The sequence below is a fragment of the Janthinobacterium sp. HH102 genome, assembly GCF_001758625.2.
Lineage (GTDB): Bacteria > Pseudomonadota > Gammaproteobacteria > Burkholderiales > Burkholderiaceae_D > Janthinobacterium.
Window position 1 is genome coordinate 135,623 of record NZ_CP062063.1, and the last position, 24,797, is coordinate 160,419.

Here is a 24,797-nt window from a genome sequence, read left to right on the forward strand (position 1 = left end):
GCTGACTTCTGGGGGAGATGATCGATTACTGGTTACGGGAATGGACACATGAACTCGAAATCGGTCATAATTCGGCCTAATTCTGTTATGTTTTATAGACATCAAACGTGTAATGCCCCGTTACCCTTTACTCACTGAAGCACACTTACCTCACCTTAAGATGGCGCTTACGAGCCAGTCGCTGTCAGCACTCTCGGTAACCTATGGGGTGTCGTTGAGTACGATTGGAAATTTTCTGCGGCGTCACGGTGTTCTTCCAAAATACGACGGCTGGCGTTCAGAGCGCTACGACAGAATGCTAGCCGCTACCATCAGTCGAGTCAGCATCGGGGAGGTAGCCGCGATATCGGGAACGAACACGGCCGAAGTGCAGCTTCGGCTGCGTGAGTTGATTGATTCCATTAAGGCAGCTGGGTTCACGTTACAGCAGCTCGCGATACTTACCGGAATCGATCGCGTGTATTGGAGGGATTATATTGGAGCGGGCTGGCTTAGACGTCCGAAGGCTGGGCGTATAGCACGGGTGCCGGTTGAAGATCTGCTAAACGCCGTGAGGGGGCGGCCTGAGCTCTTCGAGTATCGAAACGTTCCGGAACTGATTGCAAGAGCGCTGGGAGTGTTCGATCTGCCAGATCCTCCTTCGTTCAAAATGGTGACCTGTCGATCTCTATCGATCGAAGCGCGCATAGTGGATATTCCCGCTGGGGTCGAAGGCCCGCGTATCAAATTTTGCATTCAAAGTTGTGGCGCGCTTGGGGGAGTTGATTTGTGGGTACCGACCTACGCAATAGCGACGTGCCCCAGGTGCGGGCTGCGTGTTTCGCGTTTATCAGAAAAACAGGTGTATGCAAAATCGCCAGGAGATAGCGCCCATGTAAAAAATGCGATGGCTAGCAAGATTGGACTCAGCTGGAAGAGCGGCCGCTTTGAGAGCATGCATGGCCAAGTGATGGACCGGCAGGCACTTTCTGGTTATGTTTCCCGTATATCCCTCCGAAATACCCGTGATCGTGATCGAAGATTGAAATTGATCGAAGACATTGAGCGATACGATGTAGCCGGCCGGACGTCGATTTTGTAACCACGTCCGCATAAAAATCCTATCGTAGCGTACGGGCACAACGCCATTAACTCGATAAGGAATCCCATGACCATTCACCGTTCTCAGCCAACCTCCGCAGCCGCCGCGATGCCCGGCGATTTCGTTCGTATCATCAATCCACATGGCGCGAGCTATCCCCAGGTTGGTTTAGGGCCTGCAGTCGTGATGATTGCAGCAGGTATTTTCGGCAAGATTGATCGCCAGGGTGGTGCTGTAGTGCTGGTGCCAGATGAGCGAGTCCCAGCGCTCATTCGCGAAATCGGCCCGATGACTCTGTCGGAATCCGTGACGATGGAACGCATCTCGGTCGACCAGGAGCATGAGAAAGCAATTATGGGCCTCCAGTATTTGCGCCAGATTGCTGATATTGCCCGTCAGCGCGCTGCTGGCCCTGATGGCACCGTCAATCGCGGTGTATTGCAGGCGCTTCTGGGCGAAGCGGCAAACTCGGATCTGCGCAAGATCGTCGACGAACTCTCTGTTGCTGGCGTGCAAGTGGTCGAACAAAAAATCACCCGCACCTACGAGACAAGTACTGTCTTTTTGACGACGGATCCGCAAGCTGTCCGCGATGGCCGGCCGGCTCTCGACGCGATGAAGTTTACTTCACCGACGAAGGATTCGACTAACGAAACCTTTGACGTTTTCGATGCCTCGCGGACGCGGGAGCTGCTGTTGTCGGTACAGCCAATGCGTGAGGTGAATGCGCAACCAGGTGAGCCGACACTTGTGCAGCCGACAGCCTCAACGAACCTGATGAATCTTCTTGGCCTGGGCGGTACGCTGTCGGCAGATGACGTTGGCCTGGGCACCGACTTTGGTCAGGACGACGAAGAAAGCGATGGCGATGGCCCGGTTAACCGTTGATTAGCGAAAGGGCGCGCGCGCGCGCCTTTTCGCTATCTGCTTAATACGACTTCTTCTCTGGCATCAGGGAACGAAAATTCCTCCAGTACTGAATTACTAAACGCGTGTGTTCTCCGCAGCTTCCATTTAAAAGGTTCAGAAATGAACAAAATCCTTATCATCGCCGAAAAGCCTTCGGTCGCCGCTGATATCGCCAAGGCGATCGGCAATTGCACAAAAACAGCTGACGGCTTTGAGAACTCCGGTGTAGTCATTTCAGCCGCGGCCGGACATTTGGCGACAGTTGTAGCGCCAGGCGCAGACCAAAAAGGAAAATCACTGGAGACGCTGCCAGTGATTCCCAGTCAGTTTGAAGTTCATCCTATCGCCGATCCGCAAAAAATGACCCGGTTCAAGATGCTTAAGCGGCTGATGAGCCGTCCGGATGTCAGTGAAGTTGTGAACGCCTGCGATGCTGGTCGCGAAGGGGAGTTGATTTTTCGTCTTATCTATGAAGCTGCAGGGTGCCGTAAGGCATGTAAACGCATGTGGTTGAAATCGATGACGCCAGAGTCGATCAGGGAAGCCTATTCAAATATGGTTCCATCGGCTGAATATGATCGGCTTGGCGATGCTGCACGCTGCCGATCCGAGGCTGATTGGCTCGTAGGCATCAATGGATCGCGCGGTATCTCGATGTTGCATATAGTCGTTCGCGGCATCTATCAGGCGATGAATGCTGGCCGAGTGCAGACGCCAACACTGGCCATATTGGTCGATTTGGAAAACACGATCCGGACCTTTAAACCTGTGGACTACTTTGAGATTCACGGTACGTTTGGCGCAGGCGCGGGGGACTACATCGGGCGTTGGTATAACGCAGCGGCCACTACACCTGGCGCAGATGGTGACGCCGCAAAATATCGGATATTAAAGAAGGAGGACGCGGAAGCTATCATCGCGAAGTGTCGTGGTACGGCGCCGTCTTCAGTTCGGGACGAAACGAGACCAACATCGGAGAATGCACCACGCCTATTCGATCTCACTACACTTCAACGAGAGGCAAACAAAAAGTATAAGCTCTCTGCAGCCGATACTCTCAAGATTGCCCAATCACTCTATGACCTGCATAAAGTGACGACCTATCCTCGTACGGACGCGACAGCTTTGCCTGAAGACTATGTTGAGCCAGCAAAGCAGGTGCTCGCCGAGATGAGTGGTACACAATACGAGACCCACGCGCAACTTGCACTCAAAAGTGGTTGGGTTCGTGCAAACAAGCGCATTTTCGATAACAGCAAAATTTCCGATCACTTTGCAATTATTCCGACGGGTGTAAAGCCAAGTGGCCTTTCCAAGGCCGAAGAGGCGATCTACGACATGGTCGTGCGGCGCTTTATAGCAGCGTTCTACCCCGCAGCTGAGTATCAACAAACGGAACGAATTACTGTTGTCGCGGGCGAAAATTTTCGTTCTTCCGGGCGGGTGATGAAACTTGAAGGTTGGAAAGCAGTGTATGGCGCCCTGATCGACAACGACGATAAAACGCCGGCTCTAGTTCCGGTTACCCCCGGCGAGCGTGTGAGTACGAGGGAAGTACTTTTGAAAGCCTTGAAGACCAAAGCGCCTAAGCGTTTGACTGATGCTACCCTTCTGTCCGCGATGGAGCATGCCGGACGACTGGTCGACGATGAGGAATTGAGTGAGGCCATGGCAGGGAAGGGACTGGGAACTCCAGCTACGCGTGCAGCGACGATCGAGGGTTTGCTCAGCACGGTAGGTCCAGCTGGAAAGCCTAAAGAACCATATTTAATGCGTGACAAGAATGAGCTTGTTCCTACCGAGAAGGGAATGGGCTTGATTGCGTTTCTTCGACAAATCGGGGTGGGTGCACTAACCTCGCCAGCCATGACCGGCGAATGGGAACACAAGCTCGTGATGATGAGTGAAGGGAAGTACCAGCGGCAGGTATTCATGCAGGAGATTGAGCAGGCCACGCGAGACATGCTTGATGCGATCCGGAGTAAGGCGCCGGTTGTTGATGCTGTGACGTTGAAAGTGCCGTGCCCAAAATGTGGTGGCGTCATTAAGGGCGGTCTCTCCTCATATGGTTGTGATCGGCAATGTGGCCTTGAGGTGAAGCGAAACCTGTTGTCCAGGAAGATGTCTCCGGAGGAGGTGACAGATCTACTTAGGTTACGCACAACGGAAACCCTAAATGGCTTTATTAGTCCGAAAACTCAAAAGCCATTTTCAGCGATGTTGACACTTAATGCAGATTGGAAGGTTGATTTTGCATTTGCCCCCCGTGAGCAAGCTGACCCAGCAACCCTCGCTGCTGCGCCGGCACTTATGCATCATTGCCCGAAGTGCAAAGGGACAATGCGAGCTCTTGAGGCATCCTTCAATTGCGAAAAAGGAGACTTCTTCTTTTATCGCACGATCTCCGGCCGTCGAATGATCGACATCGAGGCAGACTACCTGCTCGAAAAACGGAAGACTCCTGTTTGCAGTGGGTTTGTCAGTGCCCGGACTGGAAACGGATTCACCGCTGGCTACAAGCTGTCGAAAGAACATAAGGTAGAGCTGTTCTTTGATTGACAACGTTCACCTTGAATTCCCGTTCAGCCTTAAAAGTGCATGGGCGGGCCCTCAGTGCATTTCCTCCTTGGTTGAACATGAAGATTTTTCTCTGCCTCCTTATAGTTCTTGGAGCTTCGTCAATTATTGCGTATGTATTGAAGTCGCCCAGCTGTTCTCCAGCTCCGTATCGAAAGCGCGCAATTCTGACGCCAAATGAGCTGGAATTTTATGGGAGATTGAAGAGGGCTCTACCGGGCTTGCACGTATGCCCGCAGGTTGCAATGCATGCATTGATAGAACCCACGGCTGTTGATATCACCACTCGGCTCCATGATTTCCGACGGGTTTCGCAAAAAATTGTCGACTATGCGGTGTTTGATTCACTATGGGCGACAGTGCTTGTAATTGAACTCGACGATAGGACGCATGATGGCCTGCGCGATACTATTCGTGATGGTTTTATGAGCGCTGCGGGCATTCAGACATTGAGGTATCAGTCGCGATCTAAACCTAGTGAAGCAAAGATCGCCGCGGATGTTTTCTGTGTGCAGATGGCCACCGCACAAGCCGAGAGAATCCTGGTCGGGTGATGGGTGTTTGACAGACGTAGATTGCACTAAATATACTTACTTTTTATTACGATGACAGTGACGACGACAGATGGTTCTGGCGGGCCCCGTGATAGCCATTTTATTTGACGGCATAGGGTTACGCCAACGCTAACAACCTGGACTCAATCGTTGATTCGATCAATCTTGAGGCTAAGGGGCAAGATGAAGTAAACGGCCGATTGAAGGCAGATTAAGGAGTAATGATGAACGAGATACAGAGTATTAATTCGAAGGCCGTGCGTCAAATACTCGATGCCTACGGACTGGGCGAGGCCACCCTGCTTGAGGATGGGCACCAATTGCGTATTTTTTTAGAACACGAAGCATCGACGGTAATGGCATGTGACTTGGCGACCCGGGACCTGGAGGCTAGCACTTGCCGGGTCGTTGATATTGCATTGAAATCCGCAATCAGTCCGGCTCAGCAGGAGAAGCTCGTGCGATTTGGTTGCCCAGTGTGATTCCGTCCATCTGAGGCTTGAAAACAGCTGTGTCATGAAAGCATGTGGGGCCGCGGGCGGATTCAAATGTAGGTCAGCAATTTGCGCCGGCGATGAACTCAGTAGCCATCAAGTCGAGTATGACATTGATTCTGCTGTCTCCACCCAGTCATTCGCAAAAGGTTCCGCGCGACCCTCTATTTTCCCCGTCAGCCTGTCCTTGTGTAACATTCGATAAAACAACTCTAAATCAAAGGAATCGTCAAGCTCGTCAAGCCAATGTTGGCGCATAGCTTCAGTGACTTGCGGTTCGGCTTCGATGGCTTTCCAATTAATGCGGTCAGGAGAGGGCATCTCGATTGGACAGTCCTTGTCCATCCACCACAGCATCTGGCTTAAGGGGTGAAGCAGTGGAGGTTTGTCGAGATCCATCTGAAGCGCCTTCTTGGCCAATTGTAGCCAGGTCTTCGCACCGACTGGATAGATAACGGTGTCACGAACACGAGGTGTCATGCGGGATGGGCGGAGTGGGACCGCGACGTGGAGAGTATCGCTTTCGCACCACCCTACGCGTTTAAGCGAAGAGGGGCCAACTAAAAGGAAGTTCTTGCCGATGCATTTGACCAAGCTCTGGATAGTTAGCCGATCTTTGTCAATCTCGGCGAAGACGCTCATATACGCTCCGGGTGCCATTCTGAAGACGGTTCCCTCATTTGACCAGCGTTGAAGAAGGTTCGAGGCTGAACGCACAGTGATCCCAAGCATTCTGGCGACATTTTCTGCATTTAAAATTTCCCGCGATTTAAGGATTTGAGTCTTGCTTTGCATAGGAGAGGGCTGCGCCATGATTATCAGGAGGAAGCGTTCGTTTAAGTACATTAGTATGATGTAAATATAGCCAAATAATGCTATATACCGGCTAATTTTACATAGTTACGATGTATTTTAAGCCGCTGAGCTGGGTGGAATTGTTGGTATTGCTTTTTTGTAATTGTTTTTCTCCGTAAACTGTCACCAAAGATGAGATTATTGTCACAGAAGATGAGATTGGGATCGTCATTTAAATGCAGTCTATCTCCTATGAGAACCTGTTCAGATTAGTCGAAAATTCCGTGTTAGGTAGGTGCAACCACGCCGAAATAGGGGGGGTAATCGGGTGGGTTTGCAGGTGGGTAGTTTAGGAAGGTGATCCTGATACTTGCGTGGTCCCGGCCGATGATCCGCTGCAGGAACAAGGTGGCGCCAGTCAGGCGCCATGCAGCAGCTGGTGCGCGCCGTCGACGTGGTGTTGGCCACAGCAGCGGCCGCGCGCAGCGCGCCGGCGGCGCCGGCGAGAATCCGGCCGGTGAGCCGCTGCAGGAACAGGGTGGAGCCGGCCAGGCGCCATGCAGCAACTGGTGCGCGCCGTCGACGTGGTGTTGGCCACAGCAGCGGCCGCGCGCAGCGCGCCGGCGGCGCCGGCGAGAATCCGGCCGGTGAGCCGCTGCAGGAACAGGGTGGCGCCGGCCAGGCGCCGTGCAGCAGCTGGTGCGCGCGGTCGACGTGGTGCTGGCCACCGCGGCGACCGCGCGCGGCGCGCCGGCGGCGCTGGCTCGGGCCCGGCCGATGATCAGCTGCAGGAACAGGGGTGGCGCCGGCCAGGCGCTGGGCGGCAGCCGGTGCACGCCGTCGACGTGGTGCTGGCCACCGCGGAGCTCGCTCGCTGCGCTCCGGAGGTACCAGCTCGGACCCGGGCTGGTGATCAGATGCCGGTTCAGGAGCGCCGTTGCATGCTGGTTTACTCCTCATCAGGTCCGGAGAGGTTGTGTGATAATCCACGCATAAAACGAACCGAGTGAGCCGATGACCGATCAGCAGACCAGGAACAACCATTACGTCCCACAGTGGTACCAGCGCGGTTTCCTCGCTCCCGGTCAATCACGCCTCTTTCATCTCAATCTGGCCCCTGATTGCAATACGCTGCCTGACGGCCGACAAGTGCCGCATCATGCGCTCCGTGAATCGGTCACCAAGAAATGTTTCGTCGAATTCGATCTATACACTACGCATTTCGGTCCGATCGTCAACGACGACGTCGAGAAGTACTTGTTTGGTGCCATCGACGACCAGGGGGCGATAGCACTCCGGGCCTTCGCGCTCGGGAATCACGCCGACGTCCACGAATCGTTCCAGGATTTCTTTGAGCACATGGCAGCGCAGAAGCTGCGCACGCCCAAGGGTTTGGACTGGATTCGCTCGTGCTACGGCGCTCTGGGCCAAGTCGATCTGATGGTCGAGATGCAGGCTTTGCGCTGGATGCATTGCACTATGTGGGTCGAGGGCGTGCGGGAGATCGTCTCGGCACATGACTCGGATGTGAAGTTTATCCTGACAGACCACCCAGTGACGGTCTACAACGCGGCGGTGGATGCTACGTCTGAGCAGTGCGCCTACCCGCATGATCCGATGGTTGCGGCCGTTGGATCTCAGACAGTTTTCGCGCTGGATGCCAACACCTGCCTGATTCTCACGCACCTGGAATATGCTAAGGAGCCGGATCAACCAGACCTGATACGGCTACGCACGAACGCCCGACACTTGGGCGTGGGCATGGCGCGCACCGACGCCTTCATCCGAGACCGACGATTGAATCGGGAAGAGGTGATCGCGATCAACCACCTGCTCAAGTCGCGGGCGAAGCGCTACATCGCGGCCGCCGACAAGACCTGGCTCTACCCGGAACTGGAGTTCAAGGGGGCATGGGCGCAGATTGCTAATGTGCTGCTGCCTAAGGACAACCTGTGGCACTTTGGCGGAGAAATCTACATCGGCTACAAGGACGGAACGTCTGGCTATTGGGACGAACATGGCCGTACGTCCAAGGTTCATGAATTCCTGACGCGCGAATCCCCCCGCAAGAACATCGGGGCCAACGACTTCTGCGGCTGCGGCAGCGCCTACGCGTTCAAGGACTGCTGCCAGCAGTTGCCATCTGGGGAGCGCCCGTCGTGGGAGGTCTACGGCCTGCGCGAGCGCAACCTGAAGTTCTGTAACGCGGTCAAGGGCATCCTGGGGCTATTTGACGGGGCGTCTTGGGAAGACGTCCGCCGCAACCTGAGTGACGAGCAGGTTAAGCGTATCCATCGCGCATTTGCGGGTCTGTGGCCCGAAGACACCGATCTGGCCTCCCTGCTACCGCGACCCAATCCGAAAGTCCTGCGCTCTGTCTACATCGGCGTCAGCGATCCGCGCACCATCGAGGCGACGGTGCTGGGATGGCTGCCGTTTGTCGATGAAATTGTATTGGTCAACCCATTCTTCCTGGGCACGCGCATGAAGCCCGAGCTCAGCCCCATCGAGTCGCCCGCCGGGCACAAGATGCAGACGCTCAAGAACGTCATGCTGCTCTTGGTGCTCGAGCCATTTATTCGCGACGGCCTCGTGCATCTGGTGCCTGATCCCGGCGAGGTCAGTGCCCCACTCGGCCAGCATGTTCAGGATGTGCTCACGCGGCGCACCGACGGACAGAAGCCCCCTAAGATTGGCGGCCTGTACCGCTTCCTGAAACTCCCGGAAGAAGACGCGCAACGCCTCATCTGGATGCTGCCAGAGGCATACCAGCGGCGCTTGATTGCCAACCACAGACCAAAGGCTGACTCCAAGATGACGGATCAGATCATCGCGGACTTCAAGCGCCAAGCTGAGGCCGATCCATTCACGCTGCTTCAGCCACTCCCTGTGGGAAGGGCCGGTGCGCAGTTCCAGATCCGCAAGGAGTTGAGCTTGGAAGCGGCGTTGTATCTGGCGGCACTTACTGGCTCGATCATCCATGTCGACACAGAGGCGAACTGGTCGCAGCTCCTGATGCATGCTCAACCTGGCGGTACACAGTCGCAATCCACATGGGAACCCGTGCGACGGGCCTTGCGCGAGATATCGTTTCCGTTGGAACTCAACTCGCAGCGGGTGAAAGAACGCATCGATAGGGACGACCGCCCACCTATCAGGACGCTCCTGCGACGGCTGGCCAAATCGATCTCTTCACCGGAAGATGGGTCCGATCCCAGTGTGCTTTCCAAGCAGATGCGTCAGGTGCGCGGTAAGGCCGAGCGCACGGGGAAACGCGCTTGCGACAGTGCCCTGCTCCACGCACGCTTGGAGCTGCACGTACCACCGGCGGGATTTGCCCGTCACGAGGTGCAGCGGTTGCTAGTGATGTTTGCCGGCGTGACCCAACCTCGGCCCATTCCATACGCGCTGCGCTTGGTGTTCGACGAGCCAGAGGATGACAGCGGACAAAGGACGACATGACGAGAATCCAATCAGTAAATCGAGGAGAGCGACTGCCCGGAGACCTTCGAGAGCGCTGAGACGGTGGCCCTGAAGCCGTCGGGCAGGCGCGCTCTTAAGGTAGTTGTTTTCATACTGATTGTCTTACAATGTGCTACAGGAAACTATACACACGGTCCAGTTAATTGCAAGGCCGGACTCAGCCACAACATTCACAGCCGGAGCCGCACCGCATGAATTTCCCCTTGGGGCACCGCCCGCTCGGAAAACGGCCGAACGTCCGAAATGAGATAGCTAGGATTAAGCGCGATCCCTTGGAGCCTTGGTTCGAAGTCTTGGGACACGACTTGAACCCGGTAATCAGTACGGACATCTCCCGCTACCGCGACGCGTATCGTCTCTACTTCCTGTCGGCTCGACGCTTCCTAACGAACATGTCGGTCGTCGCGCGCTACATGGCTTCGGCGTACTACGCCAGGAAACACCGGGTGGCTTACACGTCCCACGAGCGGAAGATTGCCGACAAGTATCGGGAGATAGCGCCATATACCGAACTGGAAATCATCAACTGCTTGATCCATGCAAGGATACTGCTTGACCGCGTAGCCGCTATGTCGAGTCGGTTTCTCAAGAGCGGAAACCGTCCGAGCTTCAATTCGTTCAGCGACCACAAGAAGTTCTTCCAGAAGCTCTCCGGCTCTTACGGCGAGCACGAACCTTACGCGAGTTACATTCGAAATGGGACTTCATGGTTCGAGATGCCGTTGAAGGAAGTGCGCGACAATTTCGTCGTCCACTCCGCACCGAAACACATGAGGTCCGTGGTCTTGCCGAATGACTTCGAAGTAGAGCTGCTTATTCTCAAAGCCGAAGGGATATATCCGGAAAAGCCGCTTGCCAAAACCACCCCGATAATTGTCAACGTCCTCAGGATGAGCCACGATATCGAAGGGTTTCTCGACTGGTATTGCGCCTACGCCGTGGGGAAAAAGGTGTAGGACAGGCCTCGGACATGTTGAAAGGTTTCAATATGTCAGAACTTGGGCGGGCTCCGGCGTGGTCCCGGCCTGAGATCCGCTGCAGGAACGTGATGGCGCCGGCCAGGCGCCGTGCAGCAGCTGGTGCGCGTCGTCGACCTGGTGCTGGCCACTGCGGCCGCCGCGCGCGGCGCGCCGGCGGCTCCGGCGTGGTCCCGGCCGGTGAGCCGCTGCGGGAACGTGGTGGCGCCGGCCAGGCGCCGGGCGGCAGCTGGTGCACGCCATCGACCTGGTGCTGGCCACTGCGGTGCTCGAGCGCGGCGCGCCGGCGGCGCCCGGGTGGTCCCGGCCGATGAGCCGCTGCAGGAACGTGATGGCGCCGGCCAGGCGCCGGGCGGCAGCTGGTGCACGCCGTCGACGTGGTTCTGGCCACCGCGGTGCTCGAGCGCGGCGCGCCGGCGGCTCCGGCGTGGTCCCGGCCTGAGATCCGCTGCAGGAACGTGATGGCGCCGGCCAGGCGCCGTGCAGCAGCTGGTGCGCGTCGTCGACCTGGTGCTGGCCACTGCGGCCGCCGCGCGCGGCGCGCCGGCGGCTCCGGCGTGGTCCCGGCCGGTGAGCCGCTGCGGGAACGTGGCGGCGCCGGCCAGGCGCCGGGCGGCAGCGGGTGCACGCCGTCGACGTGGTGCTTGCCGCCGCGCGCAGCGCGCCGGCGCCGCCGCCGTGGTCCCGGCCGATGACCAGCTGCAGGAACGTGATGGCGCCGGCCAGGCGCCGTGCAGCAGCTGATGCACGCCGTCGACGTGGTGCTGGCGGCCGTGCGCAGCGCGCCGGCGCCGCCGCCGTGGGCCCGGCCGGTGATCAGCTGCAGGAACGTGTTGGCGCCGGCCCGGCGCCGTGCAGCAGCTGGTGCGCGCCGTCGACGTGGTGCTGGCCACCGCGGCGACCGCGCGCGGCGCGCCGGCGGCGCTGGCGTGGTCCCGGCCGATGATCAGCGGCAGGAACGTGATGGCGCCGGCCAGGCGCCGTGCAGCAGCTGATGCACGCCGTCGACGTTGTGTTGGCCACTGCGGGGGCCGCGCGCGGCGCGCCGGCGGCGCCGGCGTGGGCCCGGCCGATGACCAGCTGCAGGAACGTGGTGGCGCCGGTCAGGCGCTGGCCAGCAGCTGGTGCGCGCCGTCGACGTGGTGCTGGCCACCGCGGCGACCGCGCGCGGCGCGCCGGCGGCGCTGGCGTGGTCCCGGCCGATGATCAGCGGCAGGAACGTGATGGCGCCGGCCAGGCGCCGTGCAGCAGCTGATGCACGCCGTCGACGTGTGTTGGCCACTGCGGGGCCGCGCGCGGCGCGCCGGCGGCGCCGGCGTGGGCCCGGCCGATGACCAGCTGCAGGAACGTGGTGGCGCCGGTCAGGCGCTGGCCAGCAGCTGGTGCGCGCCGTCGACGTGGTGCTGGCCACCGCGGCGACCGCGCGCGGCGCGCCGGCGGCGCTGGCGTGGTCCCGGCCGATGATCAGCGGCAGGAACGTGATGGCGCCGGCCAGGCGCCGTGCAGCAGCTGATGCACGCCGTCGACGTTGTGTTGGCCACTGCGGGGGCCGCGCGCGGCGCGCCGGCGGCGCCGGCGTGGGCCCGGCCGATGACCAGCTGCAGGAACGTGGTGGCGCCGGTCAGGCGCTGGCCAGCAACTGGTGCACGCCGTCGACGTGGTGTTGGCCACCGCGGTGACCGCGCGCGGCGCGCCGGCGGCGCTGGCGTGGTCCCGGCCTGAGATCCGCTGCAGGAACGTGATGGCGCCGGCCAGGCGCCGTGCAGCAGCTGGTGCGCGCCATCGACGTGGCTTTCCAAGCTGTCGGCTACTAGAAAATTCAAGCGTCAATCTTCGCTGTTTGAAGATCGGCTCCAGCCTCCAACATTTCCTTTACCCAGTGCGGAGGACGGCCGCGACCACTCCATTCTTGAGTGGAGTTGGCTGGATTTCGATACTTGACAGCGACCTTTTGCGTCGACTTGCTTCTTCCACTTCCAATCAAATCACTCAAAGGCATGTTGAGGCGTTGGGCAATTGCGAAGATTTCGTTGCGCGCAGCTTCCCGGTCGGATTTCGCTCGATTCTTCTCCTCCTTCAGAGCTTTTCCTAATAAATCCTTCAATTCAGCCATACTCAGTTTCGATAGATCCATTTCAATTCCTAACGTAAATTTTGAGCACTTATGATGTCACAAATTCTCATTCGTAAGTGACGGATCGTTACTTTTTCACTGAACGGTCGAATCAATTGGCGTGGAGAGCCGGCCGATGATCCGCTGCAGGAATAAGTTGGCGCCGTCCAGGCGCTGGGCAGCAGCTGGAGCCAGCCGTCGACATGGTGCTGGCCGCTGCGGTGGCCGTGCGCAGCGCGTCGGCGGCGCCGGCGCGGTCCCGGCCGGTGAGCCGCTGCAGGAACATAATGGCGCCGGCCAGGCGCCGTGCAGCAGCTGGTGCGGGTCGTCGACGTGGTGCTGGCCACCGCGGCGGCCTCTCGTAGCGCGCCGGCGGTGCTGGCGCGGGTCAGTCTGGTGAGCGGCTGCCGGGTTCAAGACGATGAGTAGGGATACCCTAGAAGAGAAAAGCCACCAAACCTAATAATGGGAATGACGGCCGGCTGTAGCCTAGACTTCGATGCTTTTGTGGTAAGTCAACTATCAGCGTCGAAATATACTCGGTCAAGTTCACTCATCCATTCGCGTTGTGTTTCTACCCGACGGATGCTTGCCGAATGCGTGATGTCCCGACAACCAAATGTATCAGCCGCTAGGCTTGCTAAACAGGGCAGGGGCCAGGCGAATCAGCATCGTGAATGATTTGGCATTCCCCGTCGCTGTACGACACAATGCAAGTGTCGCCGACCGAGGGTATGAAATCCCAACTCGTACTATCATGAATTACTAACACTGCTTTTCCTACTTCCTGAACGACCCTGTCGTCCGAAGAGTGCAGGATTAGTCCAGTGTAAACGTAGTCGTCGTCAATGAGATTGGCGATTCGCGCATCGGGGCGCGCTCGAATCGTGTCAAGTAAATCCATACGCAATGCGCCAGAATCCTTCATTGCCGCGCGGTGGGATTCAATACCATTGCGGACTCGGCGTTTGTCGTCTTCGCCTGGATAATCCATGCTGAATTTCGCCCTTGCGTCAATTTTATCAAGGTCAAGAATGCCTGCTTCAAAGCCTGCGTCAATCCATCGAAAGTCATTGTCGGCACTTCGTACATACTTCGAAATCGCAGTATCGTTGACATCCAAAAAATAGACGCTAAGATCACCAAATTCATGCAAGACCATACGCTCCATCCAACCAGGAGGAAGTACGAGTACATCTGCCGATATAGGATCGAGATAATAGCCGTGGGATTCGTGGAAGGAAGAGTCCTCCCCTAGCTCGGCACTGATTTCCTGGACATGGGTTTGATCGTGCAAAGGAAAAAAATCAATGTCGATCGACATTGACATCATTTCGGGGGGAACTTCTTTTAGCCCCAAGACCGACAGGCTTCCCACGATGACAAATTCTTTATGGGCTCCAAGCTTGATTGCCTCCTCAAGCGCAATCCGTATTTGCTCACGCCGCATGCGCTAGCGCTTGAAATTGCCGAACCGAGGCGACAAAAGGAGAGTTCTGGCGCAAGGCGGCCGCGCGGGACGACCGTTCTTCCAGAATGGAAGCTGCATCACTCGGGCGCTTGAGAAGTTCACGCCAGGCGGAAATATAGTCTTTGCTGCATAGGGAATTCAATTCCCAGCGTTCCACTTGGAGATTGGCCAAAGAGATAATTTCATTCACAACCTGGGCCGATGCATCACGAAGTGCCAATGCAACGGGCACATGTTTCGCAAGACGACGTTCGCCAATATCCGAGAACGCCATGGACGCTCCTTGATTGTATTGAATTTGCGAGTTGGTTATCATAATGTCATCTAAGAACGCTAAGTTCATAGCCAAGAACTGGCCGATGCGCTCATCATATCACAAGTGTTGCTCAAATTTGATGCACCTCCACGACAAAGTAACGGTCTGAGCATGTCGGACAGTGCCATAGAGGTTTCGAGAGCTACGAAGCCAGATAAATGCATGTCATCAACTGGGTGCTGGCCAGGGCCGCAGCGGCGCGTCAGCGGCGATGGCGCGGTACAGACCGTAGATCAGCAGCAGGAACAGCGTGGCGCCGGCCAGCAGCATGCTGGCGTGGTTGCACTGAAGTAATGAAGGTCTTATGCCACTATCCGAGGATCAGCTATTCAACATCGGTGAAAGCAAAATGGCAAAAAAGGTAATACAACTCACAGGTGGAGCATATCCGCTGTTTTCTTGGCGTTTGCCCCAGGAAATTGCAGGATATAAACAGCCCAAGTTGCAGGCGTCCCAATGGATACATGTGATTAATGGTTTTTCCCAAAAGGGTATCAAATTATCGGAAATTGAAGACTCCAATGTTGCTGAATGGCTTCAAGATCAAGGCAACCGACAAGTAACGCGCGAAGAGCTCGCTGATGTGGCTTCGTATAGGCTTCCATCGATAAAAGAGGCGAGGCTTACGGGCGCAGATACGCGATATCGTAGTTATTCATTCGCAGTCGACGGCGAGGACTATAGTGAAAGTTTGTTTTACTTTCCCACCGTCGACGAGGACCTTTCAGATCGAATTGCCGATTTGGACGATCGAATCGCATTGCTGAACTTCGATTTTGATGCGCTTGGAGAGGATCCTGATGCGGTGTTCCGGCTCGACAAGCGACGCTCAGTATTACTCGCGCAACATGATGACGTCGTTTCAGGCATCACTTTGTCCACGCACTTTTCTTCTCAGCTCCAAATGATGTGCCCGGACGCACGGGCTGATTTTGCCCACATGCGTTGGTCAGTGAAGATCGAGGATGGCATTAAGACCCTTTTTGTTCATGAGTTCCAGAGCGATTGGGCACAAAAGGGTCGCGCAAATGAATGGAAGGGTAGCTATAAGCGCGCACCGTTAGTAACTGATACTGAACATTGGACAGCGTTTTTGTTGCGTCGTGCGATGTTGTTGGCTGTAGAGCAGGGTTGCGAGCAGTTAACTTGGATCAGCGGTTCCTCCATGGCCAATGGAGGGAACTTTGGCGCTGCTGGTCTGGATGAGTTCTACATGAAGATCGTCCCCAGCTTGGCTAAGAAAATCGGGAAGCCGTTCCAAGCAGAGCTGCGCCTGGCTGACTTCGAGCTGAAGGGACAGGTGAGGCGGTTGGCGGTGATGCCTGTAACTGCTGCTATGCGAGAGAAGTTCACTGGTCGAGCGCCAGTTTACTCATACGCGCGCGTGATAGAGCAAGCAAGTTTCGACCCAATTCGTGCGCGCCAACTGGAGAACTTCCTACAGTTGCGCGCCGATAAATGCTTGGGAAGCGATGTGCGTATGCGTGTTTCGATTGTCAAGGAGGTGATGGACGCCCATGAACAGGGACGCCCGGCGGCGGCGCTTGTTGGTCGCACTGCACGTATCGCGTTCAATGCCGAAGATCCAGTTGCTGCTCTGGATCACGAAGGATTTCACCTCGTTCTGGCCCATCACTTTAGCGCGAGTGAGAGAGAGGATGTCCAGCGACAATTTGCTTATGGCGCGCCGCTTTTAGTTCGTACTGTTCGCTTGTTGCTTTCTCACGGGGAGTTCGATGCAGCGAAGCAGGCAATGGCAGATTGGGAGGAGGCGGCTGCACATGCATACTCATTATGGCGCAAGGGCCAGATGCCGCTGTCGCGTATTGAAAACCTGGCAATGAGTATCGAAGCCAAGGCCGGCGCGAGCCGGATACTCACGAAGTTCTTCCCCAAGGCACAGGAGCTAGTGAAGTCGGTGTGCAATTGGATTCGTGGAAGAGGTGTGTCACCGACGGACTTCCTTGCGAAGATTGTTCGTTCCCAGCGGGAGGGATTGTTGGACGCCCGGCGCTCCGACGATATGCCGGTTGCTCGACAAGGCAATGAAATTCGGCGACAGAACGAAGATGTTGCAGAGGCCTGTCTAGGGACAGGCCCCCCTGAGACTGCCTATAGATGAGATAGGGCGTTGGCCTTGGTTAGTAAAAACAAAGGAGTGCGACATAAATTAGCTCTTGATAACTGTGGCAGGAAATGTCTCACGCAGCCATGTTTTAGCCGCACGTTTCGTGTCCATAATCGTCTCGAGAGGGGCGGCGCATTCTGTAGTGAAAACGCCTCGATACTTGTTGTTGTCGTCTTTGTAGATCACCAGCTTCCCACCAGGACCATCGGCCGCGCACGCGCGGTCGATTTGCAAGGCTCGTTCTCCCGCAGAGATGCTACCAATGAGCACAACGTCAGTGATGATGCCCGCCACAATTCCTGGTAGCCCTTCTATGGCCACAGTGCCATTCTTTTCGGTACGAGTGCTTGGACGGTATCTGACTCTGCGTTCGGTGGTGTTTCCACGTTTCTTGACGACCTTAAGAGTACCTTGACCGAAGAGAAAGGCTGTTTCGCCGCCGCCAAGGCTTTGACTAATTCGTTGGCCGATTTCCTCGTAAAAGAGTGCACCTTCTTCCAAAGTTACACCAAAGCGGGTTGATAGCAGCTTGCAGAATTCTTTTTTGTTGAAGCCAGATATTCGGCGCTCATCAGCGTCCGATATGGGCATGCTTGTTGCTGTGAGGGGATTTTTGAGGTGAATGTGGATTGGTATGGTCATAGCTGAGAGTGCTGTGTAAATTCTAACTAGGTATGTCGTCAAGTTCGATAGGCTTGCCGTTGATATAGTGATGTACCTCGTGCTCAAGCCAGGGGATCGAAGCGTCTGTACTTTGAGGTTGGGCAATACGTAAGGGGGAGTTGAAATGATCTCCAGATGGATTTCTACCTATTGCAGAATTTGGGAGCGCGGCTCCGATAATTGACGGGTTCGGTGTGGCAGAGCGCGGAGATTGTGTGCGGCAGATTCTCGAAACGCCGTCTGGTGCCGCGACCGCGATATTTTGAAGGGTCTCGACATCTAGCTCGAGTCGTCCGCTGGCGCTCACAATGTCACCGACGGCGAAGCCGGTTGCCGGATTGGATACGAGGGCGACGAGTGCGGAATCTCTTAGCTCGATCACTACCAGCCCTTTAACGGGGCCTGCACCACCGATGACGAGCGTGAGGCCACGAATGGAGGGGATTAAGCGTTCAATTCGTCCGACAGCAACAAAGCGGTTCTCATTCATAATTATTTTTAAGTTGTTACGTATTATTAGTATGGCACAAAAATGTTGCTATGCGGGCATATACGCAAAATGTACTAGTTTTACATATGTTAGGTGAGTCCTGACACCTAACGCTACGCCGTTGACCGGGGTTGATCTTTGTGAAATCATCTTGCCTGAGGACAAGAAACGGTCCATTTTTCGGAGATTGTTTTGGAAGAAAGTGAGCGTAAAATCGACGACCATGAAGGCACAAGCGACTATCAGGAATACGTAAGACAGAGATCCCTGAATGCTGTCCTGATTAAGTCGGCCATGGTTTCTGGCGCGTGGCTCGTGGTATGTTCGATCGCGCTCGTTGTCGCGATCCTAGTACGTCCAGGCGCTGGTGTTGTGGGTATGGACCCTGCCGGTCGAGAGCATGCGCTCGTGTTAGTTGAGCCACAATCTAAAGAAGTAGGAGCAACTCGATAATGTCCAACCAACAACAAGTCGCGGACCTGTTTGGGCTCGATCTGCACGCAGAAGTGCTGCGCCTCAGGATGCTCAATGGCAAACTCGTTGCGGGCATCGCAATCGCTGTAATTGCCGGCTCCATTGGCATCGCCGCGGCCATCATCGGTCTGACTAGCAAGCCTGAGCGAGAACGAATCGCATTGGATGCTCAAGGTAGAGCATATCCGGTACTGATGCTGACAAAGGGGGATCCACCCGATGCTCGCGTAACGCGAATGGTTGGAGATTGCGTCAATGGATTGTTTAATCATGCTTTCCACAACTATCAGACGACCGTGGAGCGGACGATTGGCGACTGCTTTACTGGTGGTGGTAGCGAGTCGGTTCGGAAAGCTATAGAACCATTCCTCAAAAAGATGAGTGAGGGAGATGTTAATTTGGCCAGCAGCTATATCATCCAGCCTTTCATCAACCGACGCAGTGTGCAGGGCTCTGGCGGCAACGCGCGAAACGTGTTCCATGTGCAGGGGGTAATTGAAATCGGGTATCGTGGTGGTAAAGCGAATTCGACGTCTCGCCCAGTTGCATATGCATTTCAGTCTGATGTTGTTCGTGTCTCGTACGACTCGCATATCGAAGGAATGCGCCTCCAGAATATTGTCCTGGCGCCTTGGCAGAGGTAAAGATGAGTAGCAATGAAGTCGCAAATAAGGAAGCATTTCGCATGAATATAGAGCCCAATGTGTTGAGCGATGCCGAACTGGACGCCATGCAATCAGGCGATGAGGCCAAGGTGATCGAGCTGTGCCAGTCGGAGCACGAGCGTGTATTGCTCCAGCATCCTGAATTTGCAGACTGGATCGAGGACATCGATCCCTACATCTGCCCAAGACTCGAACTCGTGGACGCATTACGTCGCGCTCCGAATGGGTTCGTTCGCCAATATCTCTTCTCCATCTTCGCGTTCCGCCAGAGCATCAACCTCGTGGCCGGCCGTAGCTTTTTTTGAAAGTATCCACATGAAGCTTAAAGCATCAGTACTGGCTACATTTGTCTGTGGTTGTTCTGTGGTATATGCACAAAACGTACAGAGTCAAGCCGCGCCGGCTGCTCAACCTTCCGCAGCGAATGTCGTCGCTGGGAAAGGAGCTGTGGTTGAAAATTTCCCAACACGGCAAGAGGCGAAGCAAAATTGGGATAAGTTGAACCCGCCCAATACAAATTCCACTGCGAATGGACCTGGCACCGGCATTGGCCCTGCCGGTGCAGGCAAAGCCAATGCTGCTCCTGCCGACAGCCGCCGCATTTCAGGCGGTGAGTTGCCAGACCCGAAGTTGCCAAATTCAAAGATCGATTACCCGACGGAGGCTGTTGAACGGGTGTCTCCTTTGGATCCAAGCGAAATCCGGAAGTTTGAGCAACTTATGTATGAGCGCGCGCGCGCAATGGCTGAGACGCCAGGTGGTCCATATACGGTCAAGGGGAGCCGAATAATGCCCATTAGTTTCGAGCCAAATTCGCGCCCCGGCACAATTGATATCGCATTTAACCATGGCGCCTTGGTGACCTTTGTTGATCGTTCTGGATCACCACTTATCGTTGATGGCGCAAAGAGCTTTTCATATGCATTCAATGTAGGGGTTCTAGCGACTGCTGAAGTTAATGAGCAAGGCTCGTCCACGATTGATGTATCGGCTAAGACAATTAGCGGTAGCGGCAACATGATGATTCGTTTGGTTGGTGTGCCCAATCCCGTGCTGCTGCAAGTCCGCGTGGGTAATGAATCGAAATCGGTCGATAGCGTTATCCAAGCAGTGGTGCCGGTGCTTAATCCTGCCAAGAGCGTTCTTCCAGGGGATCGACTTGAAGCCGACGGTGGTACCCAGGTTGGGGAGATGCAATCATTCCTAATGGGTATTCCGCCGGAGGGTGCGGTCGATGTGAAGGTTAGCCAGGTCGCGGCAACCGCGGCGTGGATGTGGCGTGGCCACCTGTACTTACGCACTCCATACACCATTTTTAGCCCAGGTTGGTTCAGCCGCCAGGCTGCTGTAGACGGCACAGCAGTCTATAAGCTCCCTTACACCTCTTTGGTGCGTATGGGCGTTGATGGCAGGGAGGTCAATGCAGTGCTCGAGCTGCCGTATATCCCATCGGTTACAAGCGCAGTCCGGTCGAAATAACAAAAGGAAAACAGATGCAAGCTAACGATTCACTTGGTGCCGGCGCGGCACCAGCAGCTAGTGACACGATCGATGGAAGCAATGCGCAAGCCGTCAAAGTGAAGCCGCGATGGGACCCGAAGGGGAAGCGCAACATGATGATCATTGGTGGCGTCATCGGCGTCGCGATTTTGCTTCTGGTACTCCTTTTTTCAGGCAGCAAGGGCGGTCGAGACGAGAAAAAAGTATCGACAATTAATGAGGTGCAACCGGATAGATCTGTCGTGAACGGAATGTTGAGCCAAGATGACCGGGCCGCACTCGCACAACAGGAAAATGCACGTGTCGCCGCAGCATTGACCGGCGGACAGAGTGTAATTACAAATTCAGTAGACCCGCACGGTGTGCAGGTGACTGGGCAGCCGCAGTCCGCCCAGCAAACACCTAATCCAGGCTTCACGCAACAAGGTGAGATTCGTTTGGATCAGCCTCATTCCGGCGGCGGGCCACAGACTCAAGCCCAAACACCAACGGTGGGTACCGACGAAGCCAAGCTCAAGGGTTTGGAGTCGCAGATGCAAAACATGATGAGTGCATGGGGTATGGCTCCAAGCGAAGGCGGCCAACGCACGCTATCCACATATGTGCGCGAAAAAACAAAAGTAGCGGTGGAAAATGGAGCCCCTGGACAAACTGGTCAGCAAGTGGGCGCTACCTCAAGCGAGCGTTCTGCAAGCGATTTGATGGTGGTTAAGGCCTTTGATCAACCATACGCTGCAGAGCTGATCAGTGGTGCTGATTCAGACACACCAGGCAAATTGCGTGCACGCATCCTGAGTGGACCTCTGTCCGGAGCTGTCGTGACGGGCACGACTCGCCGGATCGGAGATAAAGGATTTCAGCTGGACTTCAACCAGGGTTCGTACAACGGCAAAACTATAAAGATAGCAGCGTTTGGTATGGATGCCGAAGCGCCGGGAGACATCGTCCGTGGTGATTACGACGGGCGATACATGCAAAGGTACGTCTTCCCTGTGCTTTCAGAGGGTGTGAAGGCATATGCCGGTGCGCGCGCGCAAACAGGAACACAGGTAATTGCTATTTCTGTCCCAGGGGCAGGAACAGGCGCTGTGACCGGTGCCCAGCAGACCCCAGCACCATCGGCAGAACAAGCACGAAACGCAATGTATTCCGCTGGTGCGGATCAGGTCTCACGTGGCCTCGCTACTGGTCCTAAAGAAGGACACGTAATGCTCGAACCACGTACCCAGTTTGGACTTGTTTTTGAGCAATCGATTTATCAATCCGATCTTATTGGCCAACCTCGGCAGAGCGACAACTGAGAGAAAAGAATATGTCTAAGAATGAATTGTACGAAACAGCTGACGGAGCGGAATCAGCCTTTGGTTCGCAGATGGATCCTCTTAATACAGCCAACCAGAGCGGATTCGGCCCTACAGATGGTGCCGCACCAACAGGGTTCGGAACACAACCAGTGGATTCGATCGGTGGCAATCCATCTGCAGCCACGCCACTAAAGATAGGAAAAGTAAAGATTAAGAAGAAACTGTCGACCGGCAAGAAAGCTGGGATCGCTGTAGGCGGCCTTTTGATCACCTTCTTCCTGTTGGTGATTGTTCTGGACCCCGGTCCACCGAAAGTAAACCCGTCTCCACAACCACCGGCTTCAGCTGCTACGCCCGCGGCCAGACCTATGACTGCAGAGGCAGAAATCGAAGCGACGGTGATGGGTAATGCGCCTGCCACAGCCGCTGAGGTTTCGACACCTGCGGTGTCTACGCCTGCGCCAGGAGCGGCAGAAGTACCTGCCGGTGTTCCGGCTAAGTCAACGCCGCCGGTTGCTGAGCAAACACAAGGTGTAGCTTCAGTGCCAACGCATGCCGAGACTGGTCCGGTTGAGCAAACTGTATCGGGTGGGCAACCACAGACTCAACCCGGCGTGCAGGCGGTCAACAAAGCCAACAATAAGGTTGCAACCCCGGTGGTGCCGGCGGGCCCGAGCACAAACTCCTCAGTTGCTACGAAAACGGAGTCATCTTCATTATTAGTCGATGGCCTTGCGGTCCGTGTTGCAACACTTGAGAAACGTCTGGCTCGCTTTGAACGCGTTGAAGCGGTCGAACGAGTTCAATCCACCAAGCGGCGCGCAACTGCACCGAAACCAAAAGCGGAGATATCTGAAAGCACTCGCCAGGCGAAGATGCAGAACAATCGACCGGCCAGCCAAAATATGCCTCCGGCAACCGAAGTGCGAAGTCCGGTGGTGCTCAATGGCGACAGCGTCCGCGTCCTTGGAATATCTACACGGCGTGGGGTAACAACCGCGCTCGTGGACTTTGGTGGCGTAAAACACCGGGTTTCCTCGGGTGAAGTCATTCCAGGATTGGGAGCTGTCGATCGGGTTGCTGTAGATGCCGCCGGAAATCCGGTCGTTGAAATCAACGGTATGCGCTTCCAATAAAGAAGGAGCAAATTGATGGGCCTCCCTGAATTATTAGCTTCGATCGCGGATGGTGCGCTAGCAGTTCGTGAGTTGGCGGTAGCGGTATGTTCCTACGGACTCGGTTGGTTCTTGGTAGGAAATGCTGCCCACCGTATGACTAAATGGAGTGATCCGCGCCGAACATACGGTATGGGTTCGATCTCTGCCCGATTCATAGTGGGCACTTTTTTCATCAACGCATCTGCTTACCTGAACATGCAGGTCCTTACATGGACAGGGGAAGCGATGCCGGCATCGAACTCGATGACGGTTATGCCAGGAAGCGGTGGAAGCGTGCCGATCATGATTCTTCAATGTGTTCTCGTCTGGATGGCGACGCTTGGCGTGTTGGCGATCATAAAGGGAACGCGCTTGATTGTTAAGGCGGCCGACGGTGGTCAATCTCAAGTTGAAGATCCTGGGTGGACAGCAGCAGTCTTTATCGTCGCAGGGTCGTTTGGTATCAATTTATGGCGTTGGGTGAGTCCGTTGATCTGAACTTACCCCTTCGCTAAACGAATCCGGATATACGCCGGGTAATTAGTTAAAAAACCACTTAATCAAAAGGAAGTCCAAATATGAAAACCACGAAAAAGTTCTTGAAAATCATCGTCCCTGTTCTCGCACTGAGCCTGATGGCTGTCGAGCCTGCGCAAGCTGAAACGGTCTTCGATCGCATTCGTACGATTACCAGCAACATGCCGGTGGTCAAAGAGGCGTTGATTTACCTGTTCTTCCTGATCGGACTTGGTGCGATCGGTTGGGCTGGTATGGAAATGCTCAAGAAGTCGAAGGGGCGCGATGGCGGCGATGTAACGTGGGGTGCAGTCGGTATCAAGTTCGTTGCCGGAGCACTTCTGGTAGGTTTGACCGTGACCACCGACACCATGACCCAGACCTTCGTTGGTGGCTCGGCTTCGAATAATACTGCGAACCGGTCGTAATTAAAATGAATGAGCTCATTCCAGGCGTAAGCCGCAACACGTTTCGAGACCATGATCCTCAGGCCGAGGCGGCCGACGCTGCCTACAGAGCTAAACGACCTTTGGTCTTACAGCGTGCGCAGTACACCTGCCAGGCTTGCGGAGTTAAGTCTGGTGGCGGCCTGGAAGTTCATCATAAGGATTGCAATCACGCAAACAATTCTGAAGAAAACTTCGCACCTCAATGTGTGTTCTGTCATCCCGTGAACCATATTGGCGAGCTATCGAGCCGCGTATTGCGCGCGGATGAGTCTGAGCTTGCCGGAGGTGTTTCTTTGCTGGCTTATTTGCCAGACCTAAGGCAGTCCGATTTGTCGCATTTGATGCGCACAATAGGGCATGTTTTGGCTGACAGTGGTGCATCCGCGGAAGAGAAGGCCGATGCGAGAGCGTTGCACGCAAGTTTACTCGAGTACTCGCATTACATTGAATCGGAATGGGGGTCTTCGAAAGCCGCGCACTTTGCGATCGCGATGAAGGAGATTTCAGCTCCAGTGTATTTGGCGCGTGATGAGCCAATGAGGGGACTTAGAGTCGTTTTTGCATTGGGGGTTGTGGTGAAGCAGGCCAGGAAGTTTGCCGACGAATTTTCTTCGTTGCCGCTCTCATCTTGGCCGTCGATCTTCAACCGCCGCACGGCAGTTTAATAACGCTACAACAAGT

The 24,797-nt window shown here is 55.5% G+C and carries 24 protein-coding genes; 16 read left to right on the plus strand and 8 right to left on the minus strand.

Features of this window, described 5'->3' with window-relative positions; genetic code table 11:
- Positions 1-214: 214 nt before the first annotated feature.
- From JAB4_RS29390 to JAB4_RS29410, 5 genes are all read left to right on the plus strand, one after another.
- A complete protein-coding gene (locus tag JAB4_RS29390; protein ID WP_139143943.1) occupies positions 215-1,081 on the plus strand; it encodes a hypothetical protein in 867 nt (288 codons plus the stop codon).
- A 66-nt stretch (positions 1,082-1,147) separates the two neighbouring features.
- The gene (locus JAB4_RS29395; protein ID WP_070225058.1) at positions 1,148-1,969 is read left to right on the plus strand and encodes a hypothetical protein; all 822 of its coding nucleotides are present in this window, start codon (positions 1,148-1,150) and stop codon (positions 1,967-1,969) included.
- A gap of 141 nt (positions 1,970-2,110) precedes the next feature.
- A complete protein-coding gene (locus tag JAB4_RS29400; protein ID WP_070225056.1) occupies positions 2,111-4,549 on the plus strand; it encodes a DNA topoisomerase in 2,439 nt (812 codons plus the stop codon).
- Between the two features lie 77 nt (positions 4,550-4,626).
- Complete coding sequence (locus JAB4_RS29405; RefSeq protein WP_071650307.1) at positions 4,627-5,121, plus strand: DUF2726 domain-containing protein; 495 nt, start codon at positions 4,627-4,629, stop codon at positions 5,119-5,121.
- Between the two features lie 221 nt (positions 5,122-5,342).
- Entirely contained in the window at positions 5,343-5,603 is a 261-nt protein-coding gene (locus JAB4_RS29410) for a hypothetical protein (RefSeq protein ID WP_070225053.1), read from the plus strand.
- 108 nt (positions 5,604-5,711) lie between these two features.
- On the opposite strand, the gene JAB4_RS29415 is transcribed toward JAB4_RS29410, so the two are convergent.
- Positions 5,712-6,428 carry a hypothetical protein gene (locus tag JAB4_RS29415; protein WP_139143944.1) on the minus strand — a complete coding sequence of 239 codons (717 nt, stop codon included), beginning with the start codon at positions 6,426-6,428 and terminating at the stop codon, positions 5,712-5,714.
- Between the two features lie 996 nt (positions 6,429-7,424).
- Between JAB4_RS29415 and JAB4_RS29420 the strand changes: the two genes are divergently transcribed.
- Complete coding sequence (locus JAB4_RS29420) at positions 7,425-9,872, plus strand: DUF4238 domain-containing protein (RefSeq protein WP_070225050.1); 2,448 nt, start codon at positions 7,425-7,427, stop codon at positions 9,870-9,872.
- A 212-nt stretch (positions 9,873-10,084) separates the two neighbouring features.
- Positions 10,085-10,849, plus strand: coding sequence for a hypothetical protein (locus JAB4_RS29425; RefSeq protein ID WP_139143950.1), 765 nt, complete (start codon positions 10,085-10,087; stop codon positions 10,847-10,849).
- A gap of 967 nt (positions 10,850-11,816) precedes the next feature.
- Here the strand turns inward: JAB4_RS29425 and JAB4_RS29430 are convergent.
- From JAB4_RS29430 to JAB4_RS29450, 5 genes are all read right to left on the minus strand, one after another.
- Positions 11,817-12,152, minus strand: coding sequence for a hypothetical protein (locus JAB4_RS29430; protein ID WP_193725222.1), 336 nt, complete (start codon positions 12,150-12,152; stop codon positions 11,817-11,819).
- Between the two features lie 79 nt (positions 12,153-12,231).
- Complete coding sequence (locus JAB4_RS29435) at positions 12,232-12,693, minus strand: hypothetical protein (RefSeq protein ID WP_139143830.1); 462 nt, start codon at positions 12,691-12,693, stop codon at positions 12,232-12,234.
- Positions 12,690-13,004: an H-NS histone family protein gene (locus JAB4_RS29440; RefSeq protein ID WP_070225048.1), complete on the minus strand. Its 315-nt coding sequence runs from the start codon at positions 13,002-13,004 to the stop codon at positions 12,690-12,692. The genes JAB4_RS29435 and JAB4_RS29440 overlap by 4 nt, the downstream gene beginning before the upstream one ends.
- A 619-nt stretch (positions 13,005-13,623) precedes the next feature.
- On the minus strand, positions 13,624-14,433 hold the full coding sequence (locus JAB4_RS29445) for a DUF6036 family nucleotidyltransferase (protein ID WP_070225047.1): 810 nt from the start codon (positions 14,431-14,433) through the stop codon (positions 13,624-13,626).
- Positions 14,423-14,728, minus strand: coding sequence for a hypothetical protein (locus JAB4_RS29450; RefSeq protein ID WP_139143829.1), 306 nt, complete (start codon positions 14,726-14,728; stop codon positions 14,423-14,425). Before JAB4_RS29450 ends, JAB4_RS29445 begins: the two co-directional genes overlap by 11 nt.
- A gap of 346 nt (positions 14,729-15,074) precedes the next feature.
- On the opposite strand from JAB4_RS29450, the gene JAB4_RS29455 reads away from it, so the two are divergent.
- A complete protein-coding gene (locus JAB4_RS29455; RefSeq protein ID WP_070225045.1) occupies positions 15,075-16,892 on the plus strand; it encodes a hypothetical protein in 1,818 nt (605 codons plus the stop codon).
- 48 nt (positions 16,893-16,940) lie between these two features.
- On the opposite strand, the gene JAB4_RS29460 is transcribed toward JAB4_RS29455, so the two are convergent.
- The gene (locus tag JAB4_RS29460; protein WP_070300508.1) at positions 16,941-17,489 is read right to left on the minus strand and encodes a hypothetical protein; all 549 of its coding nucleotides are present in this window, start codon (positions 17,487-17,489) and stop codon (positions 16,941-16,943) included.
- Between the two features lie 73 nt (positions 17,490-17,562).
- Positions 17,563-18,051 (minus strand): hypothetical protein, encoded by a 489-nt coding sequence (locus JAB4_RS29465; RefSeq protein WP_139143828.1) that lies wholly within the window; start codon positions 18,049-18,051, stop codon positions 17,563-17,565.
- A 452-nt stretch (positions 18,052-18,503) separates the two neighbouring features.
- Here JAB4_RS29465 and JAB4_RS29470 point away from each other — a divergent pair, with 452 nt between their 5' ends.
- The 8 genes from JAB4_RS29470 to JAB4_RS29505 all read left to right on the plus strand — a co-directional run bounded on the left by JAB4_RS29470 (position 18,504) and on the right by JAB4_RS29505 (position 24,781).
- Positions 18,504-19,169 carry a hypothetical protein gene (locus tag JAB4_RS29470; RefSeq protein WP_070225043.1) on the plus strand — a complete coding sequence of 222 codons (666 nt, stop codon included), beginning with the start codon at positions 18,504-18,506 and terminating at the stop codon, positions 19,167-19,169.
- A 2-nt stretch (positions 19,170-19,171) separates the two neighbouring features.
- On the plus strand, positions 19,172-19,495 hold the full coding sequence (locus JAB4_RS29475) for a hypothetical protein (protein WP_070225042.1): 324 nt from the start codon (positions 19,172-19,174) through the stop codon (positions 19,493-19,495).
- Between the two features lie 10 nt (positions 19,496-19,505).
- Entirely contained in the window at positions 19,506-20,669 is a 1,164-nt protein-coding gene (locus JAB4_RS29480) for a DotH/IcmK family type IV secretion protein (protein WP_175444821.1), read from the plus strand.
- 14 nt (positions 20,670-20,683) lie between these two features.
- On the plus strand, positions 20,684-21,991 hold the full coding sequence (locus JAB4_RS29485) for a hypothetical protein (protein ID WP_070308534.1): 1,308 nt from the start codon (positions 20,684-20,686) through the stop codon (positions 21,989-21,991).
- Between the two features lie 11 nt (positions 21,992-22,002).
- The gene (locus JAB4_RS29490) at positions 22,003-23,130 is read left to right on the plus strand and encodes a hypothetical protein (RefSeq protein ID WP_139143827.1); all 1,128 of its coding nucleotides are present in this window, start codon (positions 22,003-22,005) and stop codon (positions 23,128-23,130) included.
- A gap of 15 nt (positions 23,131-23,145) precedes the next feature.
- On the plus strand, positions 23,146-23,649 hold the full coding sequence (locus JAB4_RS29495) for a hypothetical protein (protein ID WP_139143826.1): 504 nt from the start codon (positions 23,146-23,148) through the stop codon (positions 23,647-23,649).
- A gap of 80 nt (positions 23,650-23,729) precedes the next feature.
- Positions 23,730-24,095, plus strand: a complete 366-nt coding sequence (locus tag JAB4_RS29500; RefSeq protein WP_070225039.1) for a DUF6750 family protein — start codon at positions 23,730-23,732, stop codon at positions 24,093-24,095.
- A 5-nt stretch (positions 24,096-24,100) separates the two neighbouring features.
- Positions 24,101-24,781 carry an HNH endonuclease gene (locus JAB4_RS29505; RefSeq protein ID WP_139143825.1) on the plus strand — a complete coding sequence of 227 codons (681 nt, stop codon included), beginning with the start codon at positions 24,101-24,103 and terminating at the stop codon, positions 24,779-24,781.
- The last annotated feature ends 16 nt before the right edge of the window (positions 24,782-24,797 follow it).